This is a genomic window from Methyloligella sp. GL2 (assembly GCF_013341275.1).
Taxonomy (GTDB): domain Bacteria; phylum Pseudomonadota; class Alphaproteobacteria; order Rhizobiales; family Methyloligellaceae; genus Methyloligella.
In genome coordinates this window covers 2,126,210-2,151,921 of record NZ_CP054476.1, presented here as the reverse complement: position 1 = coordinate 2,151,921, position 25,712 = coordinate 2,126,210, and the positions used below count along the sequence as shown (strand labels likewise).

The window sequence follows — 25,712 nt, the reverse complement described above, 5'->3', positions numbered from 1 at the left end:
TATGCCGATGATCCGCGAGACCATCCTCACCACCATGAATGCGGAAGGGAAGCTGCATGTCACGCCGCTCGGTATCACCGCCGAGGAGGACGGCTGGAGCATTGCGCCGTTCTACCCCTCGACCACGCTGGAAAATCTCCGCGCGGTGCCTTACGCCGTCGCCAATTTCACCGACGATGCGCTGATCTTCGCCGCCTGCCTCACCGGCAATAAGGACTGGCCGACCGTGCCGGCCGAAGAGATCCCCGGTGCGCGCCTGGCCAAGACGTTGGCCCATGCCGAGCTTGCGGTGGAGCGGATCGAGGAGGACGAGCTTCGTCCGCGCTTCTTCTGCCGCGTGGTGCGCGTGGTCAATCACGCCCCGTTCTTCGGCATGAACCGCGCCAAATCCGCCGTCATCGAAGCGGCGATTTTGGCCAGCCGTCTGACCATGCTGCCGCGCGAAAAGGTGGAGCAGGAGATTGCCTATCTCACCATCGCCATCGAGAAGACCGCCGGCCCACGCGAGCGCGAGGCCTGGGATTTACTGATGGCGAAGATCGACGCGTTTTACGTCGCCGTGGAATAGGGGAAACTTCTACCGCGTCATTGCCGGGTATCGCGCTCAAGCAGCGCGAAGCGCGGTAGCGCATAGGAAATAGCCCGGCAATCCAGAGCTACGCACTCTGAGTCCTCCAGCCCCTGGATGCCCGGGTCTTCGCCCGGGCATGACGCTGTACAATCCAGCTAAGGCGTTGGGCTGAGATCCGGGTCGTGATAGCGGGCGTCCAGGCATTGGGTTCCGTCCCAAAAGTGATACTCGCCGCACGAGGTCGGGCGCTCCGCTGCCGGCGCTACCATCGCCGGTTCTCGCACGACGATGGGCGGAACGGGCGGAATCACCGTGAAGCCTTTGCGCTCCAAGCGCCGGATTTGCCGGGTGGTGCTGTCGACTTGGATCAGGAGATCGGGGCTTTGCCCCCAACCGCCCAACGCTTGTCCCGGCGCGGCCATTGCAGGCCCGACGCCGAGAACAAGCAGACCGCCCACAGCAAAAGCGGTCCCAATGAAGAATCGGCCCATCTGTCACTCCAACGACTTAACAACAGCCACGACAGAAGGCCTTAGCCCTTCCGTGGGCGTTTCCTCGTCAGAGACAACTTTCGGGCAGCGGATTGGTTGCAGAGGATTTTTCGGCGAGCAGCGCCATCGCCACGGCGGGGGCGTAATCGGCGGCTTTTCCGCGTAAATCCGCCGGTGCACCGGCCAATGCGCCGAAATCGCGATACGGGCGCTGCAGCCGTTTTGCTACCGCTTCGGCCACGAACCGGCCGCATCCGGCGCCGATCACCGGGGCGTCCGGGGGAATGCCGTCGCGGTCGATCAGCGCGAAGGCCGCGTTGACGAAATCCTCGCACTGACAGGCGGCGAACCACTCGGCCAGAGCCACCCATTCGGCATAGGTGGCATCTTCCAGATCCCGACCCAGCATGCGGGCAAGGCGGGCGGCGCTTTCCGGGCCGCTCTTGCCGCGCGAATCCGCCGTCGGATAGGGATCGGCATCGCCGGGCAGGGCGCCCGTCAGCCGGTAGATATCGGCGAGGGTGGCGAATTTCTCCGCCGCGACGCCTTGCATGCGGCCCTGGAAGGGAGCGGTGGGGCGCAGCGCCATCACCGGCGTGCGCACCACGCCGCGATAGATCAGCTCGCCCTCGGTTAGCCGCTCGCCGTCGCTATAGCCGCGGGGGCAGGGCACGCCTTTGCGCAGAGGGATCAGATCGGCGGTGGTGGTGCCGATATCGATCAGCAGCCCGTCGCCGACCACCGAGGCGGCAAACGCCGCCGTACCGTGCCAATTGGCCGAGGCGACGTCTTCCCAGCGCTTGATCGCGTCCACCGGCTTCAGGAAGCCCGCCCGGCCGCCATAGACGCAGACCGGAGCGTTCTTGGCCAGGCCCAGCATCAAGTCGACCAGATAGGTGACGCCCTCGGGCCGGCTCTCGAACACGTCCGACAACTCGCCGGTCATGGTGACGGCGTGGCGGCGGGCCTTCGCAATCTCCGGCATGGCGGCGAGCGCCGCCTCTGCGGCGTCGTCGAACTTGCGCCGGTCCGGGATGATGGGGCAGGGAATCTGCATGATCGCAACGGGGCGACCGTCCACCTGCCGGCAAAACTTCAGATTGGCGCCGCCCAGATCCCAACCGATGATATCGCTCATGCCTCTTCTCTCCGCCAAACCGGACCGTGACGCAAGATGGCTTAGCGCCGCGCTGCTAAGAAAGCGCTGCCATGTCTGGTCCTGTCATATCTGGTCCTGTCATGTCTGATCCTGTCACGTCCGATTTTGCCGCCATCCCGGTGCTGGATCTGAAAGCCGGCCAGGTGGTGCGGGGGGTTGCCGGAAACCGTGCCGAATACCGCTCCATTGAGACGCCGCTCGGGCCGGCGGACCAGCCCGTGGCGCTTGGCCTCGCGTTGCACGATCTTGCCGAGGCGCCGATCCTCTACGCCGCCGATCTCGATGCCATTCAGGAGGGGATGCTGCAGGCGGATATCGCCGCCGCTATTGCCGAGGCGCTGCGCCCGGCAGAGCTCTGGCTCGATTCGGGCGTGAGCGGCGTGCAGGCGTTTCGTCAGGTGTCGGCGCTCGGTGCGGTGCCGGTGATCGGCAGCGAGAGCCTGAGCACCCTGGAACAATGGCAAGACCTCCGCCAGGAGGGCGCCAGCGTGTTGTCGCTGGATTTCGATGCCCAAGGCTTCCGTGGCCCGGTGGAGCTGCTCGATCCGGCATACTGGCCGGGCCGGGTCATCGTCATGACCTTGGCCAAGGTGGGGATGGATGGCGGACCGGATCTTGCTCGTCTCGCCGAGATCGCTCGAAACGCGCCAGAAGGCACCAAGCTCTACGCCGCCGGCGGCGTGCGCGGGATCGCCGATCTGGAAAGCTTGCGCGAGGCGGGGGTGTCGGGGGCACTGATTGCCAGCGCGCTGCATAGCGGGGCGCTCACCCAAAAAGAAATCGCCGCCTTCCGGAGAAGGCGGCGATTCTAGTGGCCTCAATCGGCGCTCATACGAGCACCGGAAAAGAACTCAAAAACCCAGCTTTTGTAACCACCGCCGTATCGGGCCCGGTGAAGTGCCGGATTTGCCCCGATCGGGGGGCGTCTCTTTTCAGCCCGCGGCGAACGGATGCGCAGCGGAATCCTTCTTGGCGGTCACTTCGGCAGCCTTCGGCTCGCCGGCGACGGCGCGGGCGATAGCTTCCTTGGTGGCCTGGTAGTTCCAGTCCTGGATCTTCTTGTCGTCGCTGGCTTCCCAGTGGATGAACACGCCAACACAGACATACAGATCGTCGGCCTCGTCAGCCGGGATCACGCCCTCGGCGACGGAGTCGGCAACGGCCTTAGCAACGCCGTACTGAGCCGGGCCAAACATCTGAACGGCCTGACGGGCGTCCTTGATGGTGACCTTGTTGAACAGCAGGGTGTTCGGCTTGCACAGCAGGTTCGGAGCGACCACGGCGAGCAGGGTGGTGAAACCATCCTTGTTGTTGGTCAGCGCGTTGCAGAAAGCCGTCTCGACGGCGCTGCCGCGCGGGCCGAGCAGCAGGTCGATGTGAGCGACCTCGTTACCTTCACCGACGAGCGACTCGCCGACACATACATTGGTGATCTTGGCCATAAACCAAGTCCTCCCTAGTTAGAGCAACCATAACAAAAACCGACGCCGCTCACCTTTGGGCAACCGGTCGGTCCACACACGAAAGAGGTATTCAAAATGACCCCTGTCCACAACTCTCATCGAGCCACGGGCAGGAACATAGTCCGGTGCGCAACGCATCGGCAAGCCCGTTGTTTCGCCGCACCGTGCGGCATCATTTCGGGGTTTCCAGCCTCTGTAAAGAGGCAGCGAACAAAGTCGCGACCGTCAGGTCGGCGGAGGTGCCGGGGTTGAAGCCGCGCGCCTTCAAGGAGCGGTCGAACGCCAGAAGCTGCGGCCTGACCTCGTCCGGCGTGTTGGTCTCGGCCAGCATTTCGTCGAAGGGGACAGCCTCCTTGCGCAACGCGGCCGCCACGTCGATCCCGAATTTCCGCGCGATCAGACTGTCCGGATGGGCGGCGAGAAAGCCGAGAAAGAGTGAGGAGATCGCCCAGGACAGATCGTCCCAGCGCCGCATACCTTCGTCCAGCCGCGTCAGGCCGAGCTCGAAAATGTCGGCAAAATCATGGGTATAGTTCCATGCGATGCGGTCGCGCCCTTGCGCTTCGGCCATCGCTTCGAGCAGCGTGATCCCAGGCTCGTCGGCGACGTCGTGCTCGGCGACTTCGCCGAGCCCGCCGGCATTGGCGGCCCGGATACCGGCATAGGCCGCGATGGCGTCCTCCCGGCTGAGCTTCATCAGCACCTTGGCGAGACGGGTCTGCAGGCTGTGTTTGCTGTCCTTCTGCGCCGCCGCGGCGAGGGGCGCGCATAACAAGAGAATACCGAGATTGGTGTTGGTGCCGGTCGCCTTGGCGGTGGCTTCGGCGGCGCCCTTGATGCGCGCGCCGACGCTGAGATCGGCACCGATCGAAGGGGCTGCGACATCGGCACTTTTTTCGAAATCTACGACATCAAGGCTATGACCGCCGGCATGGCGATGCACATTGCCCGGCTTCAGCGCATCGAGCTCGGCGAGGCAGGCCTGCCGGAAGGCCTCAGCAACCACGTCGTCTGGGAGCGGGGCGCTCAAACGCCCTCCTGGCTTTGCGGTACGGCGCTGCCGAACGCGGCATCGAGGAACCGGTCCACCACATGCTCGGTGATGCCGAATTTGGTGACCCGCTGCAGCCCGTTCCAGGCCGGCATGCTGTTCACCTCCAGCACCTGGAAGGCGCCGTCCTTGCCCTGGATCACGTCGACCCCGCAATAATCGGCGCCGACGCAGGCGGCGGCTTTCAAGCCCATCTCGGCGAGCTCCTGCGAGGGGATCGCCGCCTTGGCGCGCGCACCTTGCTTGATATTGGTGATCCAGCTCACCCCGTGGCGCAGCATCGAGGCGACCACCTGGCCGCGGCAGATGAACAGCCGCCAATCCTGATAGAGATCGTCGAAAGCCGGGGCTACGAATTCCTGCAGGTAGTAGATCCCGCTCATCTCCTCGTCATCGACGAGGTCGCCGGCATGCTCGATCAGATGAAGTCCGTTCCCTTGCGCGCCGAACAGCGGCTTCTGCACCAGCTTGGCGCCCTCAGCGGTGAGCGCCGCGACGAATTCCTCCGCCGCCTGGCGATTCGATGTGGTGAAGCTGCGCGGTGTCGCAAGCCCCGCGCGTTGCAGCCGGAAGCTGGTGGTGGATTTGTCGACGCAGGCCTCGATGGTGCGGGCATCGTTCCACACCATGACGCCGAGATCGCGAAGCGCATGCAGCACGCCGAGATAGACCGTCACCTGCTCGAAGCTGCCGCCCGGAACGAAGCGCACGAAGGCGGCACGCGGCAGCTTCCCGCCGAGGCCCGGAATATGCAGCCCGTGCGGCTGTGCCGTATCGAAGCCGCACGAGATCAGCGGCACGTTGAGCGGCGTGATGCCCCGTGCCTTGAAGGCTTTGGCAAGCTGGCGCCCATGCCAATCTTTGCCGTCCCCGAAAACGAGGACGGCATTGTCCGCCGCCGCCTGAGGCGCCGGGGTTCCGGTATCCTCGGCGGCGATCGGCTGTAAGGGCGCGCCGGTGTGAGTCATGGCGTCGATCCGAGAGGGCTGCGGCTTAGCCGAAGCAGCGCTCGAGCAGCACCTCGTCGATGCCGCCGCCAGCGAAGCTCTTGCCGCTCTCCAGCGACGTGACCATCGCCTTGGCCGGGCTGAACAGCATTTTGTCGATGGCGTAGAAATCGCCCTTCACGGCGGAGAAGATTTCGGCGAACGGCGCACCGTAATCCTTCGACGCCGAGCTCGGCAGCTTCTCGGCCAGCTCCTTGGCGGCGTCTTCCGTTCCATTCACATAGAGCTGCACCCGGCCGCCATAGATGATGGCGTCGTTGGTGCGGCCCATGGCCTGGATGAAATCCGGGGCAGGGGGAGCGAGCGGCGCCGAGGCGATGCCGTCGACGATATTCTCCAGCGGGAAGTGCAGCTCATGCGCTTTGTGCATGGCGACTTCCAGGCTGCGGGCGACGATCTGCACCGAACCGGCGATGCTGGAGGTCGGCGCATAGATGAAGGTGAGGTCTTCCGGCTTCAGCTTGCAGGCCTCGGCGACTTGCTCGACCACGGCGGGCGGCGGCGGCGAATCGGCCTCCAGCACCAGGCAGCCGGTCTTCGCGCTGTCGCGATAGCCGAGCTCCTCGAACAGCGGCTCGGAGGAGCCGAGCGCGCGTGCCGGGCCCGAACCCAGCACGTAATAGGTCTTGCCGTTATCCAGCTTGGCCGAAAGGCTCCACCCGGCATATTGCGAGCCGAGGCAGGCCAGCACCGGCTGGCTGGTATGCACCGTGATGTTGAAGGCCCAGGGGCTTGCCGCATCGGCAACCTCGAAGGTCACCGAGCCGAGACCGCCAAGGCAGATCTCCGCCATGCGCCGGCCGGCTTCCAGCCCGCCCGGAGCCTTGTCGCCGCAATCGATCAGTGTCTCGCCGAGAGAGCCTTTGGAGACGATGACGCGAAGGTCGTCGGCCTCCTCGATCATGTCCTCGATGAAGGGCTGCACATTGGCATTCACGCTGGGCGCCTTGATCTTTGTCACTTGCTCTCCTCCTAGGGGGCCGCTAGCGCGGCTAGAATAGACGAAACTCGTTTTTCCGCGAGGCGGCGTGCCGCCTCGGCATCGGAGCCGTCCGCCTGCACGGTGCAGATGGGGCGGTCCTGTTCAATTCGCTCGCCGGGCTTCGGCAGGTCGGCGGCATAGGGCGGCCAATCGAAGTCCGGCGGTATGGTCAGGGCGCGCGGTGCGAAGACGATCGCCGAGGCCGCCGCGCCCGGTGGGACAGGAAGGCTGGGTAGCTTTCGCGTCGTTACCGCGTCAAGGTGAAAACTCAGCAGCGGCGCCTCGGTCGCGGCGAAGATATCCAGCGTCGCGCCGGGCCGTGGATTGATCTCCAGAAGCTGCGCATCCTCCCGATCCACGAGGAAATCGGCACTTCCCAGGCCCTGCAGCCCGAAATGGGAGACCAGCTGCGCCACCCAGCCGGACATCGCGTCCTTTATCGGTGCATCGAGCTCGGCGGGCTGCGCCGCCCCGCCATAGCGCCACAGCCTGCCCGAGGTGCTCGCCGCCCACTGCATGCTGAAACCGAGGATACGCGCCTCCTCGCCATTGCCGACAAACAGGCAGGAAACCGGGCGCCCGGTGATCTTCCGCTGATAGTAGAGCCCATGCGAGCCATGCGCCGAACCGGCCCAGACCACATGGCTGCCGCCGGCACCGCCGATGCGTTTTGCCAGCCAGCCTTCCGGATCGGGCGGTGGGGTGAGCGAGGTTTCCGGATGCGGGATATGGAGGGCTTCCAGCGCGCCGAAGAAGATATCCGGCGAATTGATCGCGTCCACCGTATCGGCGTCGTTGCCGAGCAGTGGCCAGCGTTCGGAGATGCGCCGCAGCAGCTCCGGCTTATCCTCGAAGCCGGAGCCGTAGATCACGCCTTGAACGGGCGAGGGGGCCTTATCCGCAAGCTGCTGAAGCGCCTCCATCAGCGGCGCTTCGGTAAAGCCGACCGACAGCGATCCGGGCAGCTTGAGACTGGCGGCAGCCAGCTCTTGCGTATCCCGGTCGGCGAAGAAATCGGCTGTGAGCGGGACGAGCCCCGCCGCGCGCGCCGCGGCGGCAAGGCTCCGCGCCGAAACGCTCGCGATCAGGACGGAGGCGTCCTTAAGGGGCAAGCGTCTGGGCCAGATCGTAGGCGTCGCGGAAGTCGAGATAGAGCGGCTTGTCCGACTCGATCATCTTCTTAAACAGCCCGGCCTCGGTCTGGTACTTCACATTGCCGATGGCCAGCGCCCCGATGCCGACGGTCTTCAGATCGCCGATCTGCTCGCCATTGTCGTTGATGCCGACACCCTCGACGCCGGCCGGCGGCACCGCGTTCACATCCGCCGCGACCAAGAGGTCCTTGGCCTCATGCAGCTGCCGCGTGGTGAGGAGCTGGCGCCCGGCAGGACCGGCGGAGAAGGTAAGATCGCATTCTTTCAGGATCTCGGTCTTCTGCTCCTCGGTGCTGCCGTCGGCATATTGCAGATTGGCGGCGAAGCGGGCGTTGGATTCTTCCGCCAGACGCCGCACGCGCTCCGGCCCGTCATAGCCGACCAGAACCGGGGTCGCGCCGTTCAGCCCGGAGATTACCGCCGAGGCGAAGCCGACCACGCCGGTGCCGCCATAGATGGCGATGCGCTTGCCGGAGAGATTGGTGGAGAATTTGTCCTGCAGCGCTTTGTTGGCGCAGGCCACCATGGCTGCGGCCGTGGTGAAGGAGCCGGCCGGATCGGCGAACACCGAGATTTCGAAGGGCGGCACCATCGCCGCCTTGGCCTTGTCCATCATGTCCAGCGCTTCGATGGCTTTCTTGCCGCCGATGAACACGCCTGTGCGCTTCACCCCTTCGGGCCCGCGCGAGAAGATCGCGTCCTGCACCAGCCCGGCGACGTCGCTCACCGTCACGCTGGTATAGGGAATCACCACGTCGAACCCGGCATCGACCGCCATGTTGACGTCGAAGGGGCTCATATATTTCAGCGGGGTCAGCATATGCAGAATGTGGCGGTGCGCCATCGTGCCAAAATCTCCTTGAAGCCAGTTATCGCGTCTCTCATCCCTTGCCGGTTTTGAACGGCCCGGCCGGCCTCTCCCCATCAGCCTTATCGCTGAAAACCGGGTGAGAGGTAAACCCAAAGGCGAAACCTGCAAAGGTCACGCGACGACGTAACGCTTATTTCGTCTCGATCGACGCGCCGCGATCCGAGCCGGAGACCAGCTGGAAGCGCAGATCGGCAAAGCGCGCATCCGCCGCCGCTTTCGCCAGCAAGCGTTCCCCTTCCGCCGCGCTCTCGACCAGGGCGAATCCCGTCGGGCCCCAGGAGCTTTGTCCGACGCCGGTGAGGCCTTCGCCGCGAAGCCACTCCACCGCCGCGCCGACGGACGTGCTGACGAAGCCGCCGCCCTGATACGGGGCGAAATAGCTGGCCATCATTTGCTGTAAACCGCCAACCTCGGCGCAGAAGGTCTTGAAATCGCAGGCCTCCAGCGCGGGCAGGGCGACCTCGAGCGCGCGCCGCCGAAGCTCGGCCGCCGCCTCGTCCGGAAAGGCGGGCGCCTGGTCGAAGGCAGCCAGCTCGCCCGAACCGTGCAGCCCCTTGCAGCCCGGATTGAAGATCAGAAGCACCCGCCAATCTTGCGGGAAGGCGGCACGCGCCAGGATCGGCGGCAAGCTGTCCGGCCCCGAACCGCCATCGATCACCACCCCGCCAGTGGTGAAGGTGCCGAGCCCGATGCCCGAGCGCCGCCCGCGGCCAAGCCGCATGGCAATCTCCTCCAGGCTCAATTCGATGCCTTCCAGCGCCGCGAAGGCGGTTCCCACCGCCAGGGCCAGCTGGGTGCCGGAGCCGAGCCCGGCATGGCGCGGAATCGCCTCGTCGATATTGAGAGAATAGGTGCGGTATGTACCGTAGGCCTTTGCCAGATCGCGCAAATATTCCCCCGCACGGCCGGTGTCTTTGTCTTCCACGGCATCCGGCTCGGCGCGGCGCAACGTCAGCCGCGTGCGCGGCGCATCGAGCCCGAGCCCGAAACTGCCGAAGGGATGGGCGCTTTTCCCGCTCGGATCGAAAAAGCCGAAATGCACCCGCGCGGCGGTATCCACTGTGACGCGTTCGGCGCCGGATGGGCCGCCAGGCGTTCCGGAGCCGTCGGGGGCGGGAGTGAGTGTCGGGTGAAGCTCGGCCAAAACGAAACTACCAAATACGAAAGTCAGGGACGCTGAGAAGCAGAGTCGCCAACGTCATGCAAATCCTCGGAACGTCCCGCTCGCAGGCGCCGGCGTCTGCGGCGCGATTGGCGGGCTGTCCCACTCGTCGTCGATCTTGCCCCCTTCATCCAATCGGAAGATGTCGAATGCAACCACTGTCGGCTTGTCGCGTTGCTGCTGTGTGGCTATTCGATAGACGAGGCGTCCATTGATGGCCCCGGAGCCTCTCGATATGGTGAGGGCCATTCAGCGGCGCCACCTTATTTCGAAAAGACAAATTCTCATGGCAGATTCAGAACGCGTCTATACCGACGAAGAAGTTGAGGAAAAGCTCAAGGCCGAGCTTCCCCATTGGCAACTCGAGGGCGGCTGGATCCGCCGGCGCTATAAGACCTCGAGCTGGAAATCCACACTGATGGTGATCAACACGGTCGGCCATCTCGCCGAGGCCGCCTGGCACCACCCCGACATCACGGCCTCTTATGCCTGGGTCGAGGTGCGGCTGAAGAATCATCACGCCAAGGGAATCACAGACAAGGATTTTGCCCTGGCGAAGAAGATCGAGGATGTGGTGCATTGGCAGCCCCGGCTGGAGGACAACACCCTCGAAGGCACGCCGGGCGACGATCAGCGTTTCGCTTATATTAAATACGACAAAGAGAAATCTTAAGGTTCGAGCCGGAGCGACGTCCGGCGGGAAGAGGAGCTCGCCGAGCTGTGTCACCGCAGCGCTTGCGCGGCGATCTGCTTCCTCGTAAAGGTGCGGCCCCATGGCGGTATATTTAGACGGTACTGAGGTTGAGGAAGCGGACGGGCTGGAGCGCGCTGCCGAGCTTTTGGCAGAGGCGAAGCTACCCGTCATCGCAGGCCTGATGACCGATATTGCGGGCGCGCAGAGTGCTCTGGCGCTTGCTCAGAAGATTGGCGGCGTGGTGGATCACGCCGCTGGCGAAGGGATTGCCCGCGCGAGCCGGCTGATGCGCGAAGGGGGCATGAACCCCGTCAGCTTCGGCGAGCTGCGCAACCGGTCCGACCGGGTGGTGGTTCTCGGCGAGGCCCCGCTGCAGGCGGATCCCGATCTGCTCACCAAGATTTTCCCCGAGAAGACCTTGCCGCGGCCCGGCGACAATCCGCGCGAGCTGATCGCCATCGGCTGCAAGCCGAAGGGCGTGCCGTCCTCGGCCAAGTCGAGCAAGGTCGATCTCGGCAATCAGTCGCTGGCCACCGGCATCTCGATGCTCGCCGCCGCGGTTGCGGGGCGTTCGTTCGGCGATGGCGAGTCGGCGCTCGGCAAGTCCATCGCCACCGCGGCCAAGAAGCTGAAGGATTCCGCTTTCGCCGTATTCGTCTATTCGCCGCTGGAGCTCGACGAGCCGAGCCTGCATGTGGTGCTCGATATGATCCGCGAGCTTTGCAAAGACACCCGCGCCGGCGGCTACACCGTGGCCGCGCCCGGCAATGGCGACGGCGTCAATCTCTGCTCGGTCTGGACCTGCGGGCTGCCCGTGCGCACCAGCTTCGCTCATGGCAAGCCGGAGCACGACGCCTGGCGCTACAGCGCCGAGCGTCTGGTGAAGTCGGGCGAGGGGGATGCGCTGGTCTGGGTCGATGCGCTTGGCGGTTCCGACGTGAAGCCGCCGAAAGGTGTGCCGACCATCCTGATCACCAATCCGGGCCAGGCCGCTCCGCGCGCCGCCAAGATCGTCATCGAGGTCGGCGTTCCCGGCGAGGATCACGACGCGGCGCTGTATCTTCCGGAGATTTCCGGTATCGGCATGATCGCCGGCAAGGGCAAAGCCAGCGGCCTGCCGCAAGTCTCCGACATCCTCGACGCCATCGGCGCCAAGCTGAACGCCAAGGAGGCCGCGTAAGCATGCTTATTCGCTTGAAGGGCGGCCGGGTCGTCGATCCCGTCAATAACCGCGACGCGGTTGGCGACGTGTTTATCGACAATGGCCGTATCGTCGAAGCGCCGGAAGGCCGCCAGCCCGATCAGACTTACGATGTCTCGGGCAAGGTGGTGATGGCCGGCGCCGTCGACGTGCATTCCCATATCGGCGGCTCCAACGTGACGCTGGCGCGCCAGCTCATGCCGGAGCTTCCCTATCTCGCCGCATCCGGCGGCGTGGCGATCCCGCCCAACCCGTCCTCCTGGGGCGCTTACGCGACGGGCCTGCGCTATGCGCAGATGGGCTACACAACGGTGATCGAGCCGGCGGTGCAGCCGACCCATGCCATCCAGACCCATCTGGAGCTCGCCCAGATCCCGATGATCGACACCGGCGGGCTGATCATCCTCGGCAATGACGATTTCGCGCTGCGCCAGCTTCACCGCAAGGCGAGCAAGAACGAGATCGAAGACTACGTCGCCTGGACCTTGCAGCATGCCCGCGGCATCGGCCTCAAGGTGATCAATGCCGGCGGCGCCGAAGCCTTCAAGTTCAATGCCCGCACCTTCGATCTCGACGACGAGGTGCCCGAATACGGCACTACCTCGCGGCAGATCGTGCAGGCCATGCAGCATGCGGTGCAGGATCTCGGCGTGCCGCACCCGGCCCATGTCCACTGCAACAATCTCGGCATCGCCGGCAATATCGATACCGCCATCGCCACGATAGAAGCTTCGGACGGCGTGCCGATCCATTTCGCCCACATCCAGTTCTACAGCTACGGCAAGGAAGGCGAGAAGGGCTTCTCCTCCGCTGCGCCACGCCTGGTCGAAGCGCTCAAGGCCCATCCCAATGTCACCGTCGATGTCGGCCAGCCTCTATTCGGCCAGACCGTCACCATTTCCGGCGACGTGCTGCGCCAGTTCGACGGCCGCAAGGCCGCCAGCCCCGGCAAATGGGCGCTGTATCAGGGCGAGGGCAACGGCACCGGCGTGGTGCCCTACAAATACAAGGCCAAGAGCTTTATCAACGCAGTGCAATGGGCTATCGGGCTGGAGATCTTCCTCCTCGCCGACAGCTACTGGCAGGTGCTGTTTTCCACCGACCACCCGAACGGCGCGCTGTTCACCCGCTATCCGGAGATCTTCCAGCTCTTGATGGACAAGGACGAGCGGGCCCGCTGGCTGGACAAGCTGCCCGAGGGCGTCAAGGAGGCCACCAACCTGGCCGAGATCGAGCGTGAGATCACGCTCTCCGATCTTGCCGTGATGACCCGCGCCGCACCGGCCAAGCTGCTCGGCCTGACCGATCGCGGCCATCTCAGCCCCGGCGCCGTGGGCGACGTGGCGGTCTATACCGACAAGCCCAACAAGGCGGAGATGTTCGATCGCGCATCTTACGTGTTCAAGGACGGCAAGCTGATCATGCGCGACGGCGACGTCGTCGAGGTCACCTGGGGCAAGGTGTTCCAGGCCGATCCCGGCTTCGATTCCAAGATCGAGCGCCGCGTCAAAGATTTCTACGGCGAAAGCTACGGTATCGATCCCAAGGTCTTCGGTGTGCCGGAAGATATCGCCAACACTGAAGATCGCTTCCAGATGGTGCCATGTCGGACATAAAGCTCAAAGGCGTCACGATCGTCGACACGTTCGCCGAGGCCTTCCCCATGGTGGGAACCCGGGTGATCATCACCGCCCCGACCGCGAAATGGGCGGATATCGCGGCGCGCACCATGACCGGGTTCGCCACCTCGGTGATCGCCTGCGGCGCAGAGGGCGGCATCGAACGCACGCTCTCGCGCAGCGAGACCTATGACGGACGCCCCGGCGTCTCCGTGCTGCTCTTCACCATGAGCCAGAGCAAGCTGCAGACCCAGCTCCGCGACCGCGTCGGCCAATGCGTGCTGACCTGTCCCGGAACCGCCTGCTTCGCCGGGCTGCCGCCCAAGAAGGGGCTGAAGCTTGGCCATTCGCTGCGCTTCTTCGGCGATGGCTGGCAGATGTCGAAAGTGTTGAACGGCCGCCGCTTCTGGCGCGTGCCCGTGATGGACGGCGAGTTCGTCTGCGAGGACCGCACCGGCTATACCCGCGATGCGGTCGGCGGCGGCAACCTGCTGGTGGTGGCGAAGTCCCATGCCGGCGCGCTGGCGGCTTGCGAGCGCGCGGTGAAGGCGATGGCGCCGATGCCCGATATCATCACCCCGTTCCCCGGCGGTATCGTCCGCTCCGGCTCCAAGGTGGGCTCGAAATATAAGGGCCAGATGGCCTCCACCAACGATGCCTATTGCCCGACCCTGAAGGGCGCGGTGAAGAGCGAGCTGCCGATGAATGCCGAGGCGGTGCTGGAGATCGTTATCGACGGTCTGACGCCTGAGGCCATTGCCAAGGCCATGGGTGCCGGCATCAAGGCGATTGTCGATGGCGGCACGCGCGACGGCGTGCTGCGCATTGCGGCCGGCAATTACGGCGGCAATCTCGGGCCCCACCACTTTCATCTGAAGGAGGTCATCGCGTGAGCGCCCTGACTTTCGAATTGAAGCAGGCTCCCGAAGAGCCGCTCGACCTCTCAGCGCTGATCCCCGACCGCCTGGCCGGGATGAAGGCGAAGGATATCGCCGGCCTGGCGCTCCCGACCTTGGCCGGCACAGCCTCTGTCGGCGACTATTTCAAGGTGACCGGCAAGGACGCCGCCAGCTTGCGCTTCCTCGGCACCACCGACCGCTGCGACCGTATCGGCGCCGGCTCGAGCGAGGGCGAGATCCTGGTCGACGGCGATGCCGGTGCTTATCTTGGCGCTAAGTTCAAGGGCGGCACGCTGGAGGTGACGGGCAATGCCGCCGCCTATGCCGGCGCGGCCATGTCCAACGGCACCATCGACATCAAGGGCAATGTCGGCGAGCGGGCAGGTGGCCTCACCGTGGGTGAGGTGCATGGTATGCGCGGCGGACGCCTGTTTATCGGCGGCAATGCCGGCCCGTATCTTGCCGAGCGCATGCGCCGCGGCCTGATCACCGTCGGCGGCGATGCCGGCGAATATGCTGGCGCCCGCGTGGTGGCCGGCACCATCCTGTTTCAGGGCAAGGTCGGCCGCAATGCCGGCTATGGGCTGAAGCGCGGCTCGCTGATCTTCAAGAAGAAGCCGAAGCAGATTTTGCCGACCTATGCCGATTGCGGCGTGATCGAGTTCACCTATCTCAATCTGCTGGAACGCGCGCTGAAAGCCGATGGGATCAAGGTTCGCCTGGGGCGCGAAGCCCAGCGGCTGATGGGCGATATGGCCGCCCTCGGCAAAGGCGAAATGCTTATCCTGCGCTGACAAAGCCTCTATATTGAGTGCTTTCGCCCCGGATTTCGAAGGGCAGCGCCTCGATCTTGGCCCGTTTGTCCCTATGATCGTTTATGGGCGGACAGCCGAAGGCCGCTATTGTTAGATGAGCACATCCCCTTACGTCTTACTGGATGACAGCCTGACCCCGGGCGGGGTCTGCCTGCTGTATCGCGAGCCGCTGGAGATCATCGTCTGCAATAGCCCGGACGAGGTCGAGGAGAAGATCGAAGCGGTCTCGCAAGGGCTGAAGCGCGGCCTCTACGCCGCCGGCTTCTTCTCCTACGAGCTCGGCTATTGCATGGAGCCGAAGCTCGCCGGTCTCATGCCCATGGACCGCAATCAGCCGCTGTTCTGGATCGGCCTGTTCCGCGGACCCCAGCGCTTCAACGATGCCGAGACCAAGGATTGGCTCGACCGCCATGGCGGGCGCGAGCCGGCCGAGGTGCACGATCTGCGTCTGTCCTGGGAGCAGGAGGAATACGCCGAGGCCTTCGCCAAGGTGAAGCAGTACATTGCCGCCGGCGATGTTTATCAGATCAATCTGACCCTGAAATATTTCTTCGGCTTCGACGGCGATCCGGTGGCGCTTTATTCGGCGCTCCGCCGCAAGCAGCGCGTCTCCTATGGTGCCCTGATCAGCGCCGAGGATTTTCAGTGCCTCTCCTTCTCGCCGGAGCTGTTCTTCAAGCAGGAGGGCGACGAGATCGCCACCCGCCCGATGAAGGGCACCGCCCCGCGCGGCCGCACCCCGCGCGAGGACGGCCGGTTGAAGACCTGGCTCGCCGTGGACGAGAAGCAGCGCGCCGAGAATCTGATGATCGTCGATCTGCTGCGCAACGATGTCGGCCGTCTGGCCAAGATCGGCTCCGTCGAGGTCACCGATCTTTTCACCGTGGAGACCTACCGCACGGTGCATCAGATGACCTCCGGCATTCGCGCCAAGCTGCGCGCGGAGCTGAGCCTTGCCCAGATGCTGAAAGCGCTGTTCCCCTCGGGCTCGGTGACCGGTGCGCCGAAGGTGCGCGCCATGGAGATCATCCGCGAGCTGGAGGCTCTGCCCCGCGGCGTCTATACCGGCGCCGTCGGCACCATCGCACCGACCGGCGATGCGGAGTTCAACGTCGCCATCCGCACCTTGATGCTGCACGGCCATGACGGGCACTATCAGGGCGAGATGGGCATCGGCAGCGGTGTCGTCGCCGATTCCAAGGCCGATGCCGAATATGAGGAATGCCTGCTGAAGGGCGAATTCCTCACCAAGCCCGCCGAGAGCTTCGAGCTGATCGAGACCATCCGCTGGGAGCGCGAGCACGGCTTCTACCTGCTGGACCGACATTTGAGCCGGCTGCAGGCCTCGGCGCATCATTTCGGCTATCCCTTCGACCGCAACGATATCCGTGCCGCTTTGGCCGCTCATGCGGAGCGTCTGGAAGGCCAGGTGCATATGGTGCGGCTGCTGCTCGCCGAGGATGGCGCAATCACCGTCACCTCCACCGAGATCGCGCTGCCGGCGAAAGGCACGGTGTGGCGCTTCGTGGTCTCGGACAAGCCGGTCGACGAGACCGATCCGTTCTTCTTCCACAAGACCACCCACCGCCAATTCTACGATGGCGAGCTGGCGCGGCAGAAGGAGCGTACCGGCTGCGACGAGGTGGTGTTCGTCAACAGCAAGGGCGAGCTGACCGAAGGCACTCGCACCAATCTGTTCCTGGAACAGGACGGACGTCTCTATACCCCGGCGGTTGCGTGCGGGCTGCTGCCGGGCACGTTGCGAGAGGAGCTGCTCGATCTGCCGCGGGTGGAAGCCTCCGAAGCGATCCTGACCCTGGAAGACCTTGCCCGCGCCGACCGCATCTATCTCGGCAATTCGGTGCGCGGCCTGATTCTCGCCGAGCTGCAGGACGCCGGCGGCGAAACCGCGGCAGGCGAATCCGTCGCCGCGGAGAGCTAAGCGATAAGAACGAAGGGCAGGGGAGCTGCCGGGGCAGCTAGATCCGGATCGGCGGGCCTTCGCCGACGGGTTTGTTTTTCTCGGAGGGCGTCTTCGGGCGGGCCCGCTCCGGCGACTCTTCGGCCGGCGAGCCGTGCATCCAGTATGACAGCGTATCCAGCGTCTCTTCGGTGAGGCGCTTCATTTCGGTGAAGGAGCGCGACAGCTCTTCGCCGAGCGTATCGAAGCTGGCTTCCATATCGGACCAGGTTGCGGCGAAGTCGTCTTGCCAATCCTGCAGGGTGTCGGCGGCCTCTTGCGATTGGCGCTCCAGCGCCGCGATTCCCTCCGCGAGCCGGGTCGCGGCAAGCGCCTGGGCCTCGCTGAGCTTCTCGGCGAAGCTGCGCTCCGGATCCTCCGCGGCGCGGGGTGCGGGCTCAGAGTCCGGCATCGGTTCCGCCGCGCCTGCGCCGAGCGGCGCAAGCAGCAACATCGCACCGGCAAGCATGCCGGCGAGCCGGCCGTGACGCCTTAATTCGCGCAAAATCCGCCTCCCTCGATCAGTGCCCGTTTCAAGATGCACCGCTTAGGGCGCGCCCGTCCAGCCGACCGCGAGGATCAGATAGAGCAGCACGGCGGCGGCCACGGTCGAAATACCGAGAACCCAGACCATAGCATTGGGCCGGGTGCCCTGGCGGGCCTCCTTGGGGTTCAACTCGGTGGATGTACTCTGTTCGGCCATAAGATCACCTCTGGAAAACTGCGGTTCTATATCGCAAGTCTCGATCACAAGGCTCGCGGCCGGAAATTGAAACGCTCAGCTTTGGGCATATGCCGACGGAGACTCGCCAGCGTGCCTCTGGCCGGAGCCTGAGGGACAAACGCAGAGCCGGGCGGCGATGTTCCGAAACAGGCCGGACCCGGCTGGCTGATGTCGCGATGATCGGGGAGGTGAAGGCGGGAGCTTTATAGGGCGTCCAGCTCTTCCATCGCCGCTTGCACGGCACGGACCAGCTCGGCGCTGCTGGGATCTTCCATCATGCCCTCGTCGCCGCCGCGCAGCAGCGCATCGGCATCGAGCTCCCAGCGTTTGAGAATGGCCAGCTTGTCGTCCTTAGCAATGTCGGCGGCCAGAACATCGGCCGGCTTATGAAACACCGAAGCCGGATCGAGCTTTGCCTGCTCTAGTTCTTCCTTCGTCACCGACGTCATCGTTGGACTCCTTGTTGCCGCCGTTCGGGCGTTCGAGACAGATGCGGGACAGATTAGCGCAACCTTGCGCCGATCCCAGCGTTTCTCATGGGTATACCGAAGCAACGATAAGGGAGATTGAATGATGTTGGGATGGGCTCTCACATTTCTGGTCATCGCCCTGATTGCCGCGGTGCTTGGGTTTGGCGGCATCGCCGGAACGGCAGTCGGGATCGCCAAGATCATTTTCGTCGTGGCGCTGGTGCTGTTCGCGCTTTCCATTCTCGCCAATGTGTTGCGGCGCGGGTAGGGGAACAGCGCAAGCCTAAAGCAAGCGGGCGTCTCGCAACGTTGCGGCGCTCAGCGTCCGGATGGGCCGGCCGAGGCGATGGCGGCCCGCAAGGTCGAGTCGTCTCCCGACGCATCCTTGGTGTCGAGCAGATCGCCAAGACGGTTGCGGGCGCGATTCACCCGGCTCTTGATGGTGCCCACGGCGCAGTCCGAAATATCGGCCGCCTCCTCGTAGGAAAAGCCGGCCGCGCCGACCAGGATCAGCGCCTCGCGCTGATCGTCCGGCAGCTGCGCCAGAGCTTCGCGGAAATCCTGTAGATCCATATGGCCGTCCTGCTCGGGACGGGTGGAGAGCTTGGCCGCATAGCTGCCGTCGGCGTCCTCGACTTCGCGCCGGCGCTTGCGCCGCTCGGAGAAATAGGTGTTGCGCAGAATTGTGAACAGCCAAGCCTTGAGATTGGTGCCCTCGCGGAACGAGTCCAGATGGTTCCACGCCTTGTACAGCGTCTCCTGCACGAGATCGTCGGCGCGCTCCTTGTCGCCGCAAAGCGACACGGCGAAGGCGCGCAAGGAACTCATCTCGCCCACCAGGGCGTCTCGAAGGCTGGCAGATACCTGTTGCTTCACTTATTTTGCCCGTTCTTCTCAAGCTCTTGCAGGAGCTGAAGAAAGCGATCTGGAATTGGCTCGCGGGCGACCTCGTCGAACGACGCCCGAAGCTGCCGTCCGATATGGCCCTGAAGATCCCGGGACATTCCCTGGCGCTCCAACTCTTCCGTATGACTTGCGCTCTCGGTCTCTGCGCTGGTGATATCCATCTCGTTCCCCGCCGGCTTTTCGTCCCGGCGTTCTGACTTTTCCTTCTCGTTCACACTGAATCCCTATCCGCCCCAATTGCCGCTCCCCGACAGCGGACACGCTGAACACTGCCGAAAAAACGTTTGAAATCTTTATCAGTTCCCGAATTGCGGAACTTCGGTCGAAAGATATGTGTTGATTAACCCGTAGTCGAATTGAGTTGCACCCCTTCACCCGGCCATGCCATTGGGGGAACCGGGTTAACCTGCGAACGCCAAACCAAAATTCAGGATTGAGATGTCCATATCCAAGGCCATCGCGCCCCATCTTCCGTTTCTGCGCCGCTTTGCTCGGGCGCTTGCCGGGTCCCAGCAAGCCGGCGATGCCTATGTCGCCGCAACCCTCGAGGTTCTTGTCGAAGACCCTTCGCTTTTCAATACCAAGCTGGAGCCCCGCATCGCGCTTTACCGCACCTTCGCCGGGCTCTGGAATTCCCTCGACGTCAATCTTCAGTCGGACGTTTCGACCGACCTGGCCAATGTCGTCGATCGCAAGCTGGAATCCATCACCCCGCTACCGCGCCAGGCGTTCTTGCTCTGCTCGGTGGAGGGATTCACGCCCGCCGAAGCCGCTCAGATCCTCGGCGTTAGCGAGGATCAGCTCGACCGGCTGGTCGAGGAGGCGGGGCAGGAGATCGCCCAGCAGGTGGCCACCGATGTGCTGATCATCGAGGACGAGCCGATGATCGCCATGGATCTGGAAGGCATCGTCGAAACCCTGGGCCATTCCGTCACCGAGGTTGCCCGCACCCACGGCGAAGCGGTCGAGGCGGTGAAGAGACACCGGCCCGGCCTGGTGCTGGCCGATATCCAGCTTGCCGACGGCAGCTCCGGCCTCGATGCGGTGAACGAAATCCTCGGCGGTTTCGAGGTCCCGGTGATCTTCATCACCGCCTATCCCGACCGGCTGCTCACCGGCGAGCGGCCCGAGCCGGCGTTCCTGATCACCAAGCCCTATCAGCCCGATACGGTGAAGGCGATCGTCAGCCAGGCGCTGTTCTTCGAGCGCAAGGCGCGCTTGCGCGATCAATCCTCGATGCGCGCCTGACGCGCGCCGCAGCCAACCTGTTTGCGAAAACGAAAGGGCGCCCGAAGCGGCGCCCTTTTTGGCATCGATCGCCGGATCGTCAGATCCGCCCCAGAAGCATCAGGATGATCAAGATCACCAGGATCAGCGCGACGACGCTGGTCGGGCCGTATCCCCATGCCCGGCTATAGGGCCAAGCCGGAAATGCGCCGACAAGGATCAGGATCAAAATGATGATGAGAACTGTGCCCAGCATTGTCGCCTCCCAAGATGTGTTCTCGCGCCTAAAACCTCGAACGCATCAGGGCTGTCGAAGCTGGCCGTTGCAAGCAAATAGCGCGCGCCGCATTGCGACGTTTGTTCGAGCCCCCCAACGGGCCCGTCCCCATAGCAAGGGGCGGGCCCGGAAAATCCGGCTGTGACGCTAGAGCCTGTCGGCCCAGCGATTGACCTCGGCCTCCGCCGCGTCCTTGGCGATGCCGTAGCGCTCCTGGATCTTGCCGACGAGCTCGGTGCGGCGGCCTTTCACCCGCTCGAGATCGTCATGGCTCAGCTTGCCCCATTCCTGCTGGGCCTTGCCCTGCAGCTGCTTCCAATTTCCTTCGACACGATCCCAATTCATTTTGAAAACCTCCTTTGCCTTCGTCCAATGGAGTTCTGGATGCAGTCCGCCGGAGTTGCCGGCGGGACTGGATGGAAAACGCAGAGGCCGCGGCGAAAGTTGCGGGACGCGGGGTTCACATATCCGTTCGCGGAAATCGGCGAAGCCACGGGCGCCAAAAGCAAAACGTCCGCACCCGAAGAGTCGGATACGGACGTTGCATTCGAGCGCCGCGGAGGGGCGGGGGGGATAGGGGGCGCGAGCGTTCGAACGGCGAGATAACGCGGCACCCCGCAACCGGTTCCCGTTTGATTAACAAAAAAATGCACCATCGCATCTTAGGCGGCCGGGCGGGCTGTGATTCAGGCCCCGCTGTCAAAAAACCGTGGCAAAACGACAGCACCGCGAGAACGAAATTCTCTTCGGGGGGTTAAGCGAACAGTCTCTGCGTTGCGAGGCCAAAGCTATGGGTCCAAGACGGCGATACCGGGACCGTGATACCGGGACTGGCTGGCGATTGAATCAGGGGATGCAGCGCGTCCGCCATTGCTGGGTCGCGTCACATGAGGGTCGCTAGGGGTGTCGCCGTGCGTGTCGCGGTACGTGTCTTGGCCAAGCCGAGTCTGTTTAATCCGGGTGGATATTAGGCGATGGAGCCTTGGATTTCGTCTTTGTTCGGCTCGCAAGGTGCGGCGGCCCGGGCGGTGCGCTGGTCGCTGGAGCTGACCTATCTGCACGTCGCGGGCAATCTCCTGCTCGCCGCTTCCCTGCTTTTCATTTCCGTGGTGCTGCTCACCCGCCTGGTGAGCACGACATCCACGCAGCGCGAAGGCGGCGACCGCGGCATCCGCGCGCTGCTCGTGCTTGGCTGCGTGGCCATGCTGGCGGCGGGACTGGAACATTTTGCCTCGTTCTTCGACCTGTGGACGCCGATGAGCGGCGTAGAGGGGCTGCTCAAGGTAGTTACGGCGCTGCTCGTGATTGGCTGTGCGGTGCTGCTGTGGCGCCACCTGCCGCGGCTGCGCCAATCGCAGGGCCGGCTGGAGACCGAGATCGCCGCCCATCTGATGACCAAGGAAGAGCTGGCCGATGCCCGGTCCGAATTGAAGAGCCGCATTGCCAGCCATAAAAGGCAGCTCGGCGAAGTCGAGAAGCGCTTCGAGATCGCCTTGCGCAATTCGCCGATCACCGTCTTCACCCAGGACGCCGATATGCGCTTCACCTGGGTGCACAACCCGCCCTTCGGCCTGGCGCCCGAGGCTTTGCTCGGGAAATCCGACGAAGAGGTGTTTCCCCCCACCGCCGCCGCCAAGATCATGGTGGCCAAGCGCGCCGCCATCGAGAGCCTGAAGCCTCAAGAGCTGGAAATCGACTTCGAGCTGGCGGGCGAGCAGCGCTCGCTCTATTTGCGCATCGAGCCGCTGAAGGACCCGGCGGGCACCATCTCCGTTGCCGTCGATGTCAGTCACCGGCGGGCGCAGGAAGTCCAGCTCCGCCTCTTGCTGCGCGAGCTGACCCACCGCTCCAAGAACCTGCTGGCGGTGATCAACGCCATTGCCCGCCAGACGGCAAGCCGCACCAGCTCGGTGACCGACTTCATCGACAATTTCAACGCCCGGCTGATCGCCATCGGCGCGGCCCACGATCTTCTGGTCGCCGACGATTGGAAAGGCGCGCCGCTAAAATCCCTGGTCGAGGCGGAGCTTTCCGCCCGCGGCGATGGCGCCCTGGACCGGATCGATATCGAAGGCGCCGACGTGATGCTGAAGCCCGACGCCGTGCAGAATGTCGGCCTCGCTTTGCACGAGCTGTTCAGCAACGCCCAGAAATGGGGGGCGCTCTCTACCGAAGACGGCCAGGTACATCTGCGCTGGAAGGTCGCCGACGGCGAGGGCGTGAAGATCACCTGGAAGGAGAGCGGCGGCCCGCGCGTGCCGCGGCCCGACTGTATGGGCTTCGGCCGCATGATGATCGAGAACGTCGTCGGCAAGGCGCTGGACGGCCATGTGGACCTGGCGTTCGATCCCAAAGGCGTCCGCTGCGAGATCGACATTCCGCCCAATCAGGTGCTTCCCAACGGCGACGGCGAGCCCGGCACCCCAGCCTAGATCTCTCGACAGCCACCCCGGCTGTGCCATACCATCATGGCGTGTGGCCGCTCCGCGAATGCAATAGCGGGGTCGGAAGGGGGGAGAGCGGCCGGCGCAGCCTTCATCAACACGCAGACTCCATATGTTTGGTAGCCATGCTGGCCCGAATCGGGCCGGTACCCGTATGCCGTTCTGTTGCGGCCAGTAAGGAGACAAAAATGAGCATATTCGGAAAAATCGTATCGTCGATCTTCGGCTCGGACGAGGCCAAGGCAGAAGAGAGCGCAGCCACTGCGGAGCCGCTCGGCCCGAGCGCCGGCGAGCCGATCACCATCGAAGCGGTCGAGGTCAAGATCGCCAAGATCGCCGACGAGCGCCCGGGGCAGTACAACTGGAAGCAATCCATCGTCGATCTGATGAAGCTGCTCGATCTCGACAGCAGCCTCAGCGCCCGCAAGGAGCTGGCCGAGGAACTCGGCTATACCGGCGAGCTCAACGGCTCAGCGGAGATGAATATCTGGCTGCATAAAGAGGTCATGGAGAAGTTGGCGGAAAGCGGCGGCAAGGTTCCCGACAGCCTGAAGTAACCCGCTTCAGGCGTCGGAAAAACGGGAGGGAAACCATGTCGAGTGCAGTTATCAATTTGATCATTCAGCTGGTCGCCGGAGTTATCGGCGGCCAGGCAGCAGGCCGTGCGGCGAGCAATTATTCGCTGGGCGGTGTCGGCAATACCATTGCCGGCGCGATCGGCGGTGTCGGTGGCGGGCAGCTTCTTCAGGTGCTGGTACCGGCCTTGGCCACCGCGGCCGCAGGCGGCGATCTCGATATCGGCTCCATCATCGGCCAGGTGGTCGGCGGCGGTGCCGGTGGCGCCATTCTGACTGTCCTGGCGGGCATGGTGAAAAATATGATGGCCAAATAAGAGCCGGACCAAGCGACAGCATTCGATCTCTTGCCTCGGCCGGCATTCGCAAGGATGCCGGCCGTTTGCTGTCTAAGTGCCGGTCTCCTGCAGATTGACCAGACCGCGCTGGAGCAGGGGAAGGCGCTCCGGGATCACCACGCTCAGCGCGCGCGGGTGGATCGAGAAATGCGCCGGTGTCTCGGTGCGGATGTCGCCGTCGACATTGATCGGCCGGGGATGGGCGGTGGCGATCACCACGTCTTGCGCAAAGCCGCGCTTCAAGGTGCGCAACTCGCCGGCAAGACCCAGCCGCAGTGTGGCCAGACAGGCGACGAGCTGCAGCGCCGTGCCCGGGCGCACCGCATAGACATTGAGCTTGCCGTCGTCGATCGCCGCATTCTCCCCGACCACAAGTCCGCCGCCATGGAAACGGCCATTGCCGACGCTGACCTGATAGACCATGCCGCGCCAGGTGACGTCGCCGTCGAACTTCAGATGCACGTGAAAGGGCGTCGCCCGGCGGATCGCCTCGCGGAAGCTGATTCCGTAGCTCAGCACCGACCACTGCTTCTTCAGGTCCTCGTTCTGCATCTCGCTGACCGTCGAGGCGACCCCGACGCTGGCAACGTTCAAGAACGGATGCCCGTTGACCATGCCGACATCGATCCGGTGCTCGCGCCCGCCAAGGGTCAGCGCCGCGGCGTGCTGCAGGTTCTCTGGAATGCTCAAGGTGCGCGCGAAATCGTTCGCCGTGCCGAGCGGCAGCACGGCCAGCGGCTTGCCGAGCGGCAGCAGCGAGGGGAGCATGCTGGAAAGCGTGCCGTCACCGCCGCCGAGGACGATGCGGTCGGCGTTGTCGGCATGGACCTCGATGGCATCCGCCATGGCCTTGGCCGAGGACACTTCCATCAGCGAGACCCGGGGATCGTGCGCCGCCCAATAGGCCAACCAGGGCATCGCCGCCTCGGCCCGGGAGGCGTTGGGATTGACCAGAACCAGTGCACGCATTGACGGCGAATTCCCTTAAAGCCGAACTCCGTGGCGGAGCCCTCCGGTCCTATAAACCTCTCGTGATCGCCCGTGCACTGAAGTTGATTTGAACCTGCGCTGCCACAATGCCCATTTTAATCTCAGCCAACAATGGCGAAGCGGTTAAAGCGCGAGAGGACAAAACAATGACCATCACGAGACGCCAATTTGGATGGAATGCGCTGGTCCTGGTCGCGGCCGGTGCGGCCAATCTGCTGCCCCGCGCGAGCCTCGCCAAGACCAAGGAGTTCGAAGTGACTCACAGCAAGGAAGAGTGGAAAGAGCTGCTGACGCCAACGCAGTATTACGTATTGCGGGAGGAGGGCACCGAGCGTCCCTTCACCAGCCCGCTTAATGACGAGAAGCGCAAAGGCACCTTCGCCTGCGCCGGTTGCGACCTGCCGCTCTTCTCTTCCGACACCAAATTCGACAGCGGCACCGGCTGGCCGAGCTTCTGGGCACCGATCAAGGGCGCCGTGGAGCAGAACACCGATATGTCCCTCGGCATGGTGCGCCAGGAGGTGCATTGCAGCCGCTGCGGCGGTCATCTCGGCCATGTCTTCGAGGACGGGCCGAAGCCCACGGGCTTGCGCTACTGCATCAACGGCGTGGCGCTGAAATTCATCCCCGCCTAAGCGGGGAATCGCATCTGCCGTGCGGCG

General features: G+C 64.2%; 30 protein-coding genes. 14 read left to right on the top strand and 16 right to left on the bottom strand.

Annotated elements, in window-relative coordinates:
* Nucleotide 1 precedes the first annotated feature (1 nt).
* Nucleotides 2-568 carry a DUF447 domain-containing protein gene (locus tag HT051_RS10210; protein WP_174541932.1) on the top strand — a complete coding sequence of 189 codons (567 nt, stop codon included), beginning with the start codon at nt 2-4 and terminating at the stop codon, nt 566-568.
* A gap of 561 nt (nt 569-1,129) precedes the next feature.
* Here the strand turns inward: HT051_RS10210 and HT051_RS10205 are convergent.
* On the bottom strand, nt 1,130-2,200 hold the full coding sequence (locus tag HT051_RS10205) for a hydantoinase/oxoprolinase family protein (RefSeq protein ID WP_174541931.1): 1,071 nt from the start codon (nt 2,198-2,200) through the stop codon (nt 1,130-1,132).
* 101 nt (nt 2,201-2,301) lie between these two features.
* On the opposite strand from HT051_RS10205, the gene HT051_RS10200 reads away from it, so the two are divergent.
* Nucleotides 2,302-3,033 carry a HisA/HisF-related TIM barrel protein gene (locus tag HT051_RS10200; RefSeq protein ID WP_174541930.1) on the top strand — a complete coding sequence of 244 codons (732 nt, stop codon included), beginning with the start codon at nt 2,302-2,304 and terminating at the stop codon, nt 3,031-3,033.
* 120 nt (nt 3,034-3,153) lie between these two features.
* Here the strand turns inward: HT051_RS10200 and fae are convergent, their stop codons facing one another.
* The 7 genes from fae to HT051_RS10165 all read right to left on the bottom strand — a co-directional run bounded on the left by fae (nt 3,154) and on the right by HT051_RS10165 (nt 9,893).
* On the bottom strand, nt 3,154-3,663 hold the full coding sequence (gene fae / locus HT051_RS10195) for a formaldehyde-activating enzyme (RefSeq protein ID WP_174541929.1): 510 nt from the start codon (nt 3,661-3,663) through the stop codon (nt 3,154-3,156).
* A gap of 193 nt (nt 3,664-3,856) precedes the next feature.
* The gene (locus tag HT051_RS10190; protein ID WP_174541928.1) at nt 3,857-4,714 is read right to left on the bottom strand and encodes a triphosphoribosyl-dephospho-CoA synthase; all 858 of its coding nucleotides are present in this window, start codon (nt 4,712-4,714) and stop codon (nt 3,857-3,859) included.
* Nucleotides 4,711-5,703 (bottom strand): RimK family alpha-L-glutamate ligase, encoded by a 993-nt coding sequence (locus HT051_RS10185; RefSeq protein ID WP_174541927.1) that lies wholly within the window; start codon nt 5,701-5,703, stop codon nt 4,711-4,713. Before HT051_RS10185 ends, HT051_RS10190 begins: the two co-directional genes overlap by 4 nt.
* Before the next feature lie 25 nt (nt 5,704-5,728).
* Nucleotides 5,729-6,646: a methenyltetrahydromethanopterin cyclohydrolase gene (gene mch, locus HT051_RS10180; RefSeq protein WP_174542965.1), complete on the bottom strand. Its 918-nt coding sequence runs from the start codon at nt 6,644-6,646 to the stop codon at nt 5,729-5,731.
* Between the two features lie 68 nt (nt 6,647-6,714).
* On the bottom strand, nt 6,715-7,836 hold the full coding sequence (locus tag HT051_RS10175; RefSeq protein WP_174541926.1) for an ATP-grasp domain-containing protein: 1,122 nt from the start codon (nt 7,834-7,836) through the stop codon (nt 6,715-6,717).
* Nucleotides 7,826-8,722, bottom strand: coding sequence for an NAD(P)-dependent methylenetetrahydromethanopterin dehydrogenase (locus tag HT051_RS10170; RefSeq protein WP_174541925.1), 897 nt, complete (start codon nt 8,720-8,722; stop codon nt 7,826-7,828). The genes HT051_RS10175 and HT051_RS10170 overlap by 11 nt, the downstream gene beginning before the upstream one ends.
* 157 nt (nt 8,723-8,879) lie before the next feature.
* Nucleotides 8,880-9,893 (bottom strand): GHMP kinase, encoded by a 1,014-nt coding sequence (locus HT051_RS10165; protein ID WP_174541924.1) that lies wholly within the window; start codon nt 9,891-9,893, stop codon nt 8,880-8,882.
* A gap of 304 nt (nt 9,894-10,197) precedes the next feature.
* On the opposite strand from HT051_RS10165, the gene HT051_RS10160 reads away from it, so the two are divergent.
* The 6 genes from HT051_RS10160 (at nt 10,198) to pabB (ending at nt 17,081) form a co-directional block, all read left to right on the top strand.
* Nucleotides 10,198-10,584, top strand: a complete 387-nt coding sequence (locus HT051_RS10160; protein ID WP_174541923.1) for a 4a-hydroxytetrahydrobiopterin dehydratase — start codon at nt 10,198-10,200, stop codon at nt 10,582-10,584.
* Between the two features lie 100 nt (nt 10,585-10,684).
* A complete protein-coding gene (locus tag HT051_RS10155; RefSeq protein WP_174541922.1) occupies nt 10,685-11,785 on the top strand; it encodes a hypothetical protein in 1,101 nt (366 codons plus the stop codon).
* A 2-nt stretch (nt 11,786-11,787) separates the two neighbouring features.
* Nucleotides 11,788-13,422: a formylmethanofuran dehydrogenase subunit A gene (locus HT051_RS10150; protein ID WP_174541921.1), complete on the top strand. Its 1,635-nt coding sequence runs from the start codon at nt 11,788-11,790 to the stop codon at nt 13,420-13,422.
* A complete protein-coding gene (gene fhcD, locus HT051_RS10145; RefSeq protein ID WP_174541920.1) occupies nt 13,410-14,318 on the top strand; it encodes a formylmethanofuran--tetrahydromethanopterin N-formyltransferase in 909 nt (302 codons plus the stop codon). The genes HT051_RS10150 and fhcD overlap by 13 nt, the downstream gene beginning before the upstream one ends.
* Nucleotides 14,315-15,118 (top strand): formylmethanofuran dehydrogenase subunit C, encoded by an 804-nt coding sequence (locus tag HT051_RS10140; RefSeq protein WP_174541919.1) that lies wholly within the window; start codon nt 14,315-14,317, stop codon nt 15,116-15,118. Before fhcD ends, HT051_RS10140 begins: the two co-directional genes overlap by 4 nt.
* A 115-nt stretch (nt 15,119-15,233) precedes the next feature.
* Nucleotides 15,234-17,081: an aminodeoxychorismate synthase component I gene (pabB, locus tag HT051_RS10135; RefSeq protein ID WP_174541918.1), complete on the top strand. Its 1,848-nt coding sequence runs from the start codon at nt 15,234-15,236 to the stop codon at nt 17,079-17,081.
* A 37-nt stretch (nt 17,082-17,118) separates the two neighbouring features.
* Here the strand turns inward: pabB and HT051_RS10130 are convergent, their stop codons facing one another.
* The 3 genes from HT051_RS10130 to HT051_RS10120 form a co-directional block, all read right to left on the bottom strand.
* Nucleotides 17,119-17,604 (bottom strand): hypothetical protein, encoded by a 486-nt coding sequence (locus tag HT051_RS10130; RefSeq protein ID WP_174541917.1) that lies wholly within the window; start codon nt 17,602-17,604, stop codon nt 17,119-17,121.
* 42 nt (nt 17,605-17,646) lie between these two features.
* Complete coding sequence (locus HT051_RS10125; RefSeq protein ID WP_174541916.1) at nt 17,647-17,802, bottom strand: hypothetical protein; 156 nt, start codon at nt 17,800-17,802, stop codon at nt 17,647-17,649.
* A 224-nt stretch (nt 17,803-18,026) separates the two neighbouring features.
* Nucleotides 18,027-18,272, bottom strand: a complete 246-nt coding sequence (locus tag HT051_RS10120) for a hypothetical protein (protein WP_174541915.1) — start codon at nt 18,270-18,272, stop codon at nt 18,027-18,029.
* A 124-nt stretch (nt 18,273-18,396) separates the two neighbouring features.
* Between HT051_RS10120 and HT051_RS10115 the strand changes: the two genes are divergently transcribed.
* Nucleotides 18,397-18,561, top strand: a complete 165-nt coding sequence (locus HT051_RS10115) for a DUF1328 domain-containing protein (protein ID WP_174542964.1) — start codon at nt 18,397-18,399, stop codon at nt 18,559-18,561.
* A gap of 50 nt (nt 18,562-18,611) precedes the next feature.
* Here HT051_RS10115 and HT051_RS10110 read toward each other — a convergent pair whose 3' ends face one another.
* Together HT051_RS10110 and HT051_RS10105 are read right to left on the bottom strand one after the other, a co-directional pair.
* Nucleotides 18,612-19,121 carry a sigma-70 family RNA polymerase sigma factor gene (locus HT051_RS10110; protein WP_174542963.1) on the bottom strand — a complete coding sequence of 170 codons (510 nt, stop codon included), beginning with the start codon at nt 19,119-19,121 and terminating at the stop codon, nt 18,612-18,614.
* 44 nt (nt 19,122-19,165) lie between these two features.
* On the bottom strand, nt 19,166-19,414 hold the full coding sequence (locus HT051_RS10105; RefSeq protein WP_174541914.1) for a NepR family anti-sigma factor: 249 nt from the start codon (nt 19,412-19,414) through the stop codon (nt 19,166-19,168).
* Between the two features lie 223 nt (nt 19,415-19,637).
* Here HT051_RS10105 and HT051_RS10100 point away from each other — a divergent pair, with 223 nt between their 5' ends.
* On the top strand, nt 19,638-20,447 hold the full coding sequence (locus tag HT051_RS10100) for a response regulator (protein WP_174541913.1): 810 nt from the start codon (nt 19,638-19,640) through the stop codon (nt 20,445-20,447).
* A gap of 79 nt (nt 20,448-20,526) precedes the next feature.
* Here the strand turns inward: HT051_RS10100 and HT051_RS10095 are convergent, their stop codons facing one another.
* Together HT051_RS10095 and HT051_RS10090 are read right to left on the bottom strand one after the other, a co-directional pair.
* Nucleotides 20,527-20,682 carry a DUF3309 family protein gene (locus HT051_RS10095; protein ID WP_174541912.1) on the bottom strand — a complete coding sequence of 52 codons (156 nt, stop codon included), beginning with the start codon at nt 20,680-20,682 and terminating at the stop codon, nt 20,527-20,529.
* Between the two features lie 168 nt (nt 20,683-20,850).
* Nucleotides 20,851-21,048, bottom strand: a complete 198-nt coding sequence (locus tag HT051_RS10090; RefSeq protein WP_174541911.1) for a CsbD family protein — start codon at nt 21,046-21,048, stop codon at nt 20,851-20,853.
* Between the two features lie 629 nt (nt 21,049-21,677).
* On the opposite strand from HT051_RS10090, the gene HT051_RS10085 reads away from it, so the two are divergent.
* From HT051_RS10085 to HT051_RS10075, 3 genes are all read left to right on the top strand, one after another.
* Entirely contained in the window at nt 21,678-23,135 is a 1,458-nt protein-coding gene (locus HT051_RS10085) for an HWE histidine kinase domain-containing protein (protein ID WP_174541910.1), read from the top strand.
* 200 nt (nt 23,136-23,335) lie between these two features.
* On the top strand, nt 23,336-23,704 hold the full coding sequence (locus HT051_RS10080; protein ID WP_174541909.1) for a DUF3597 domain-containing protein: 369 nt from the start codon (nt 23,336-23,338) through the stop codon (nt 23,702-23,704).
* Nucleotides 23,705-23,739: 35 nt separating this feature from the next.
* The gene (locus HT051_RS10075) at nt 23,740-24,039 is read left to right on the top strand and encodes a hypothetical protein (RefSeq protein WP_174541908.1); all 300 of its coding nucleotides are present in this window, start codon (nt 23,740-23,742) and stop codon (nt 24,037-24,039) included.
* A gap of 72 nt (nt 24,040-24,111) precedes the next feature.
* Here HT051_RS10075 and HT051_RS10070 read toward each other — a convergent pair whose 3' ends face one another.
* Entirely contained in the window at nt 24,112-25,029 is a 918-nt protein-coding gene (locus HT051_RS10070; protein WP_174541907.1) for a lipid kinase, read from the bottom strand.
* Between the two features lie 167 nt (nt 25,030-25,196).
* Here HT051_RS10070 and msrB point away from each other — a divergent pair, with 167 nt between their 5' ends.
* A complete protein-coding gene (gene msrB / locus HT051_RS10065; protein WP_174541906.1) occupies nt 25,197-25,685 on the top strand; it encodes a peptide-methionine (R)-S-oxide reductase MsrB in 489 nt (162 codons plus the stop codon).
* The last annotated feature ends 27 nt before the right edge of the window (nt 25,686-25,712 follow it).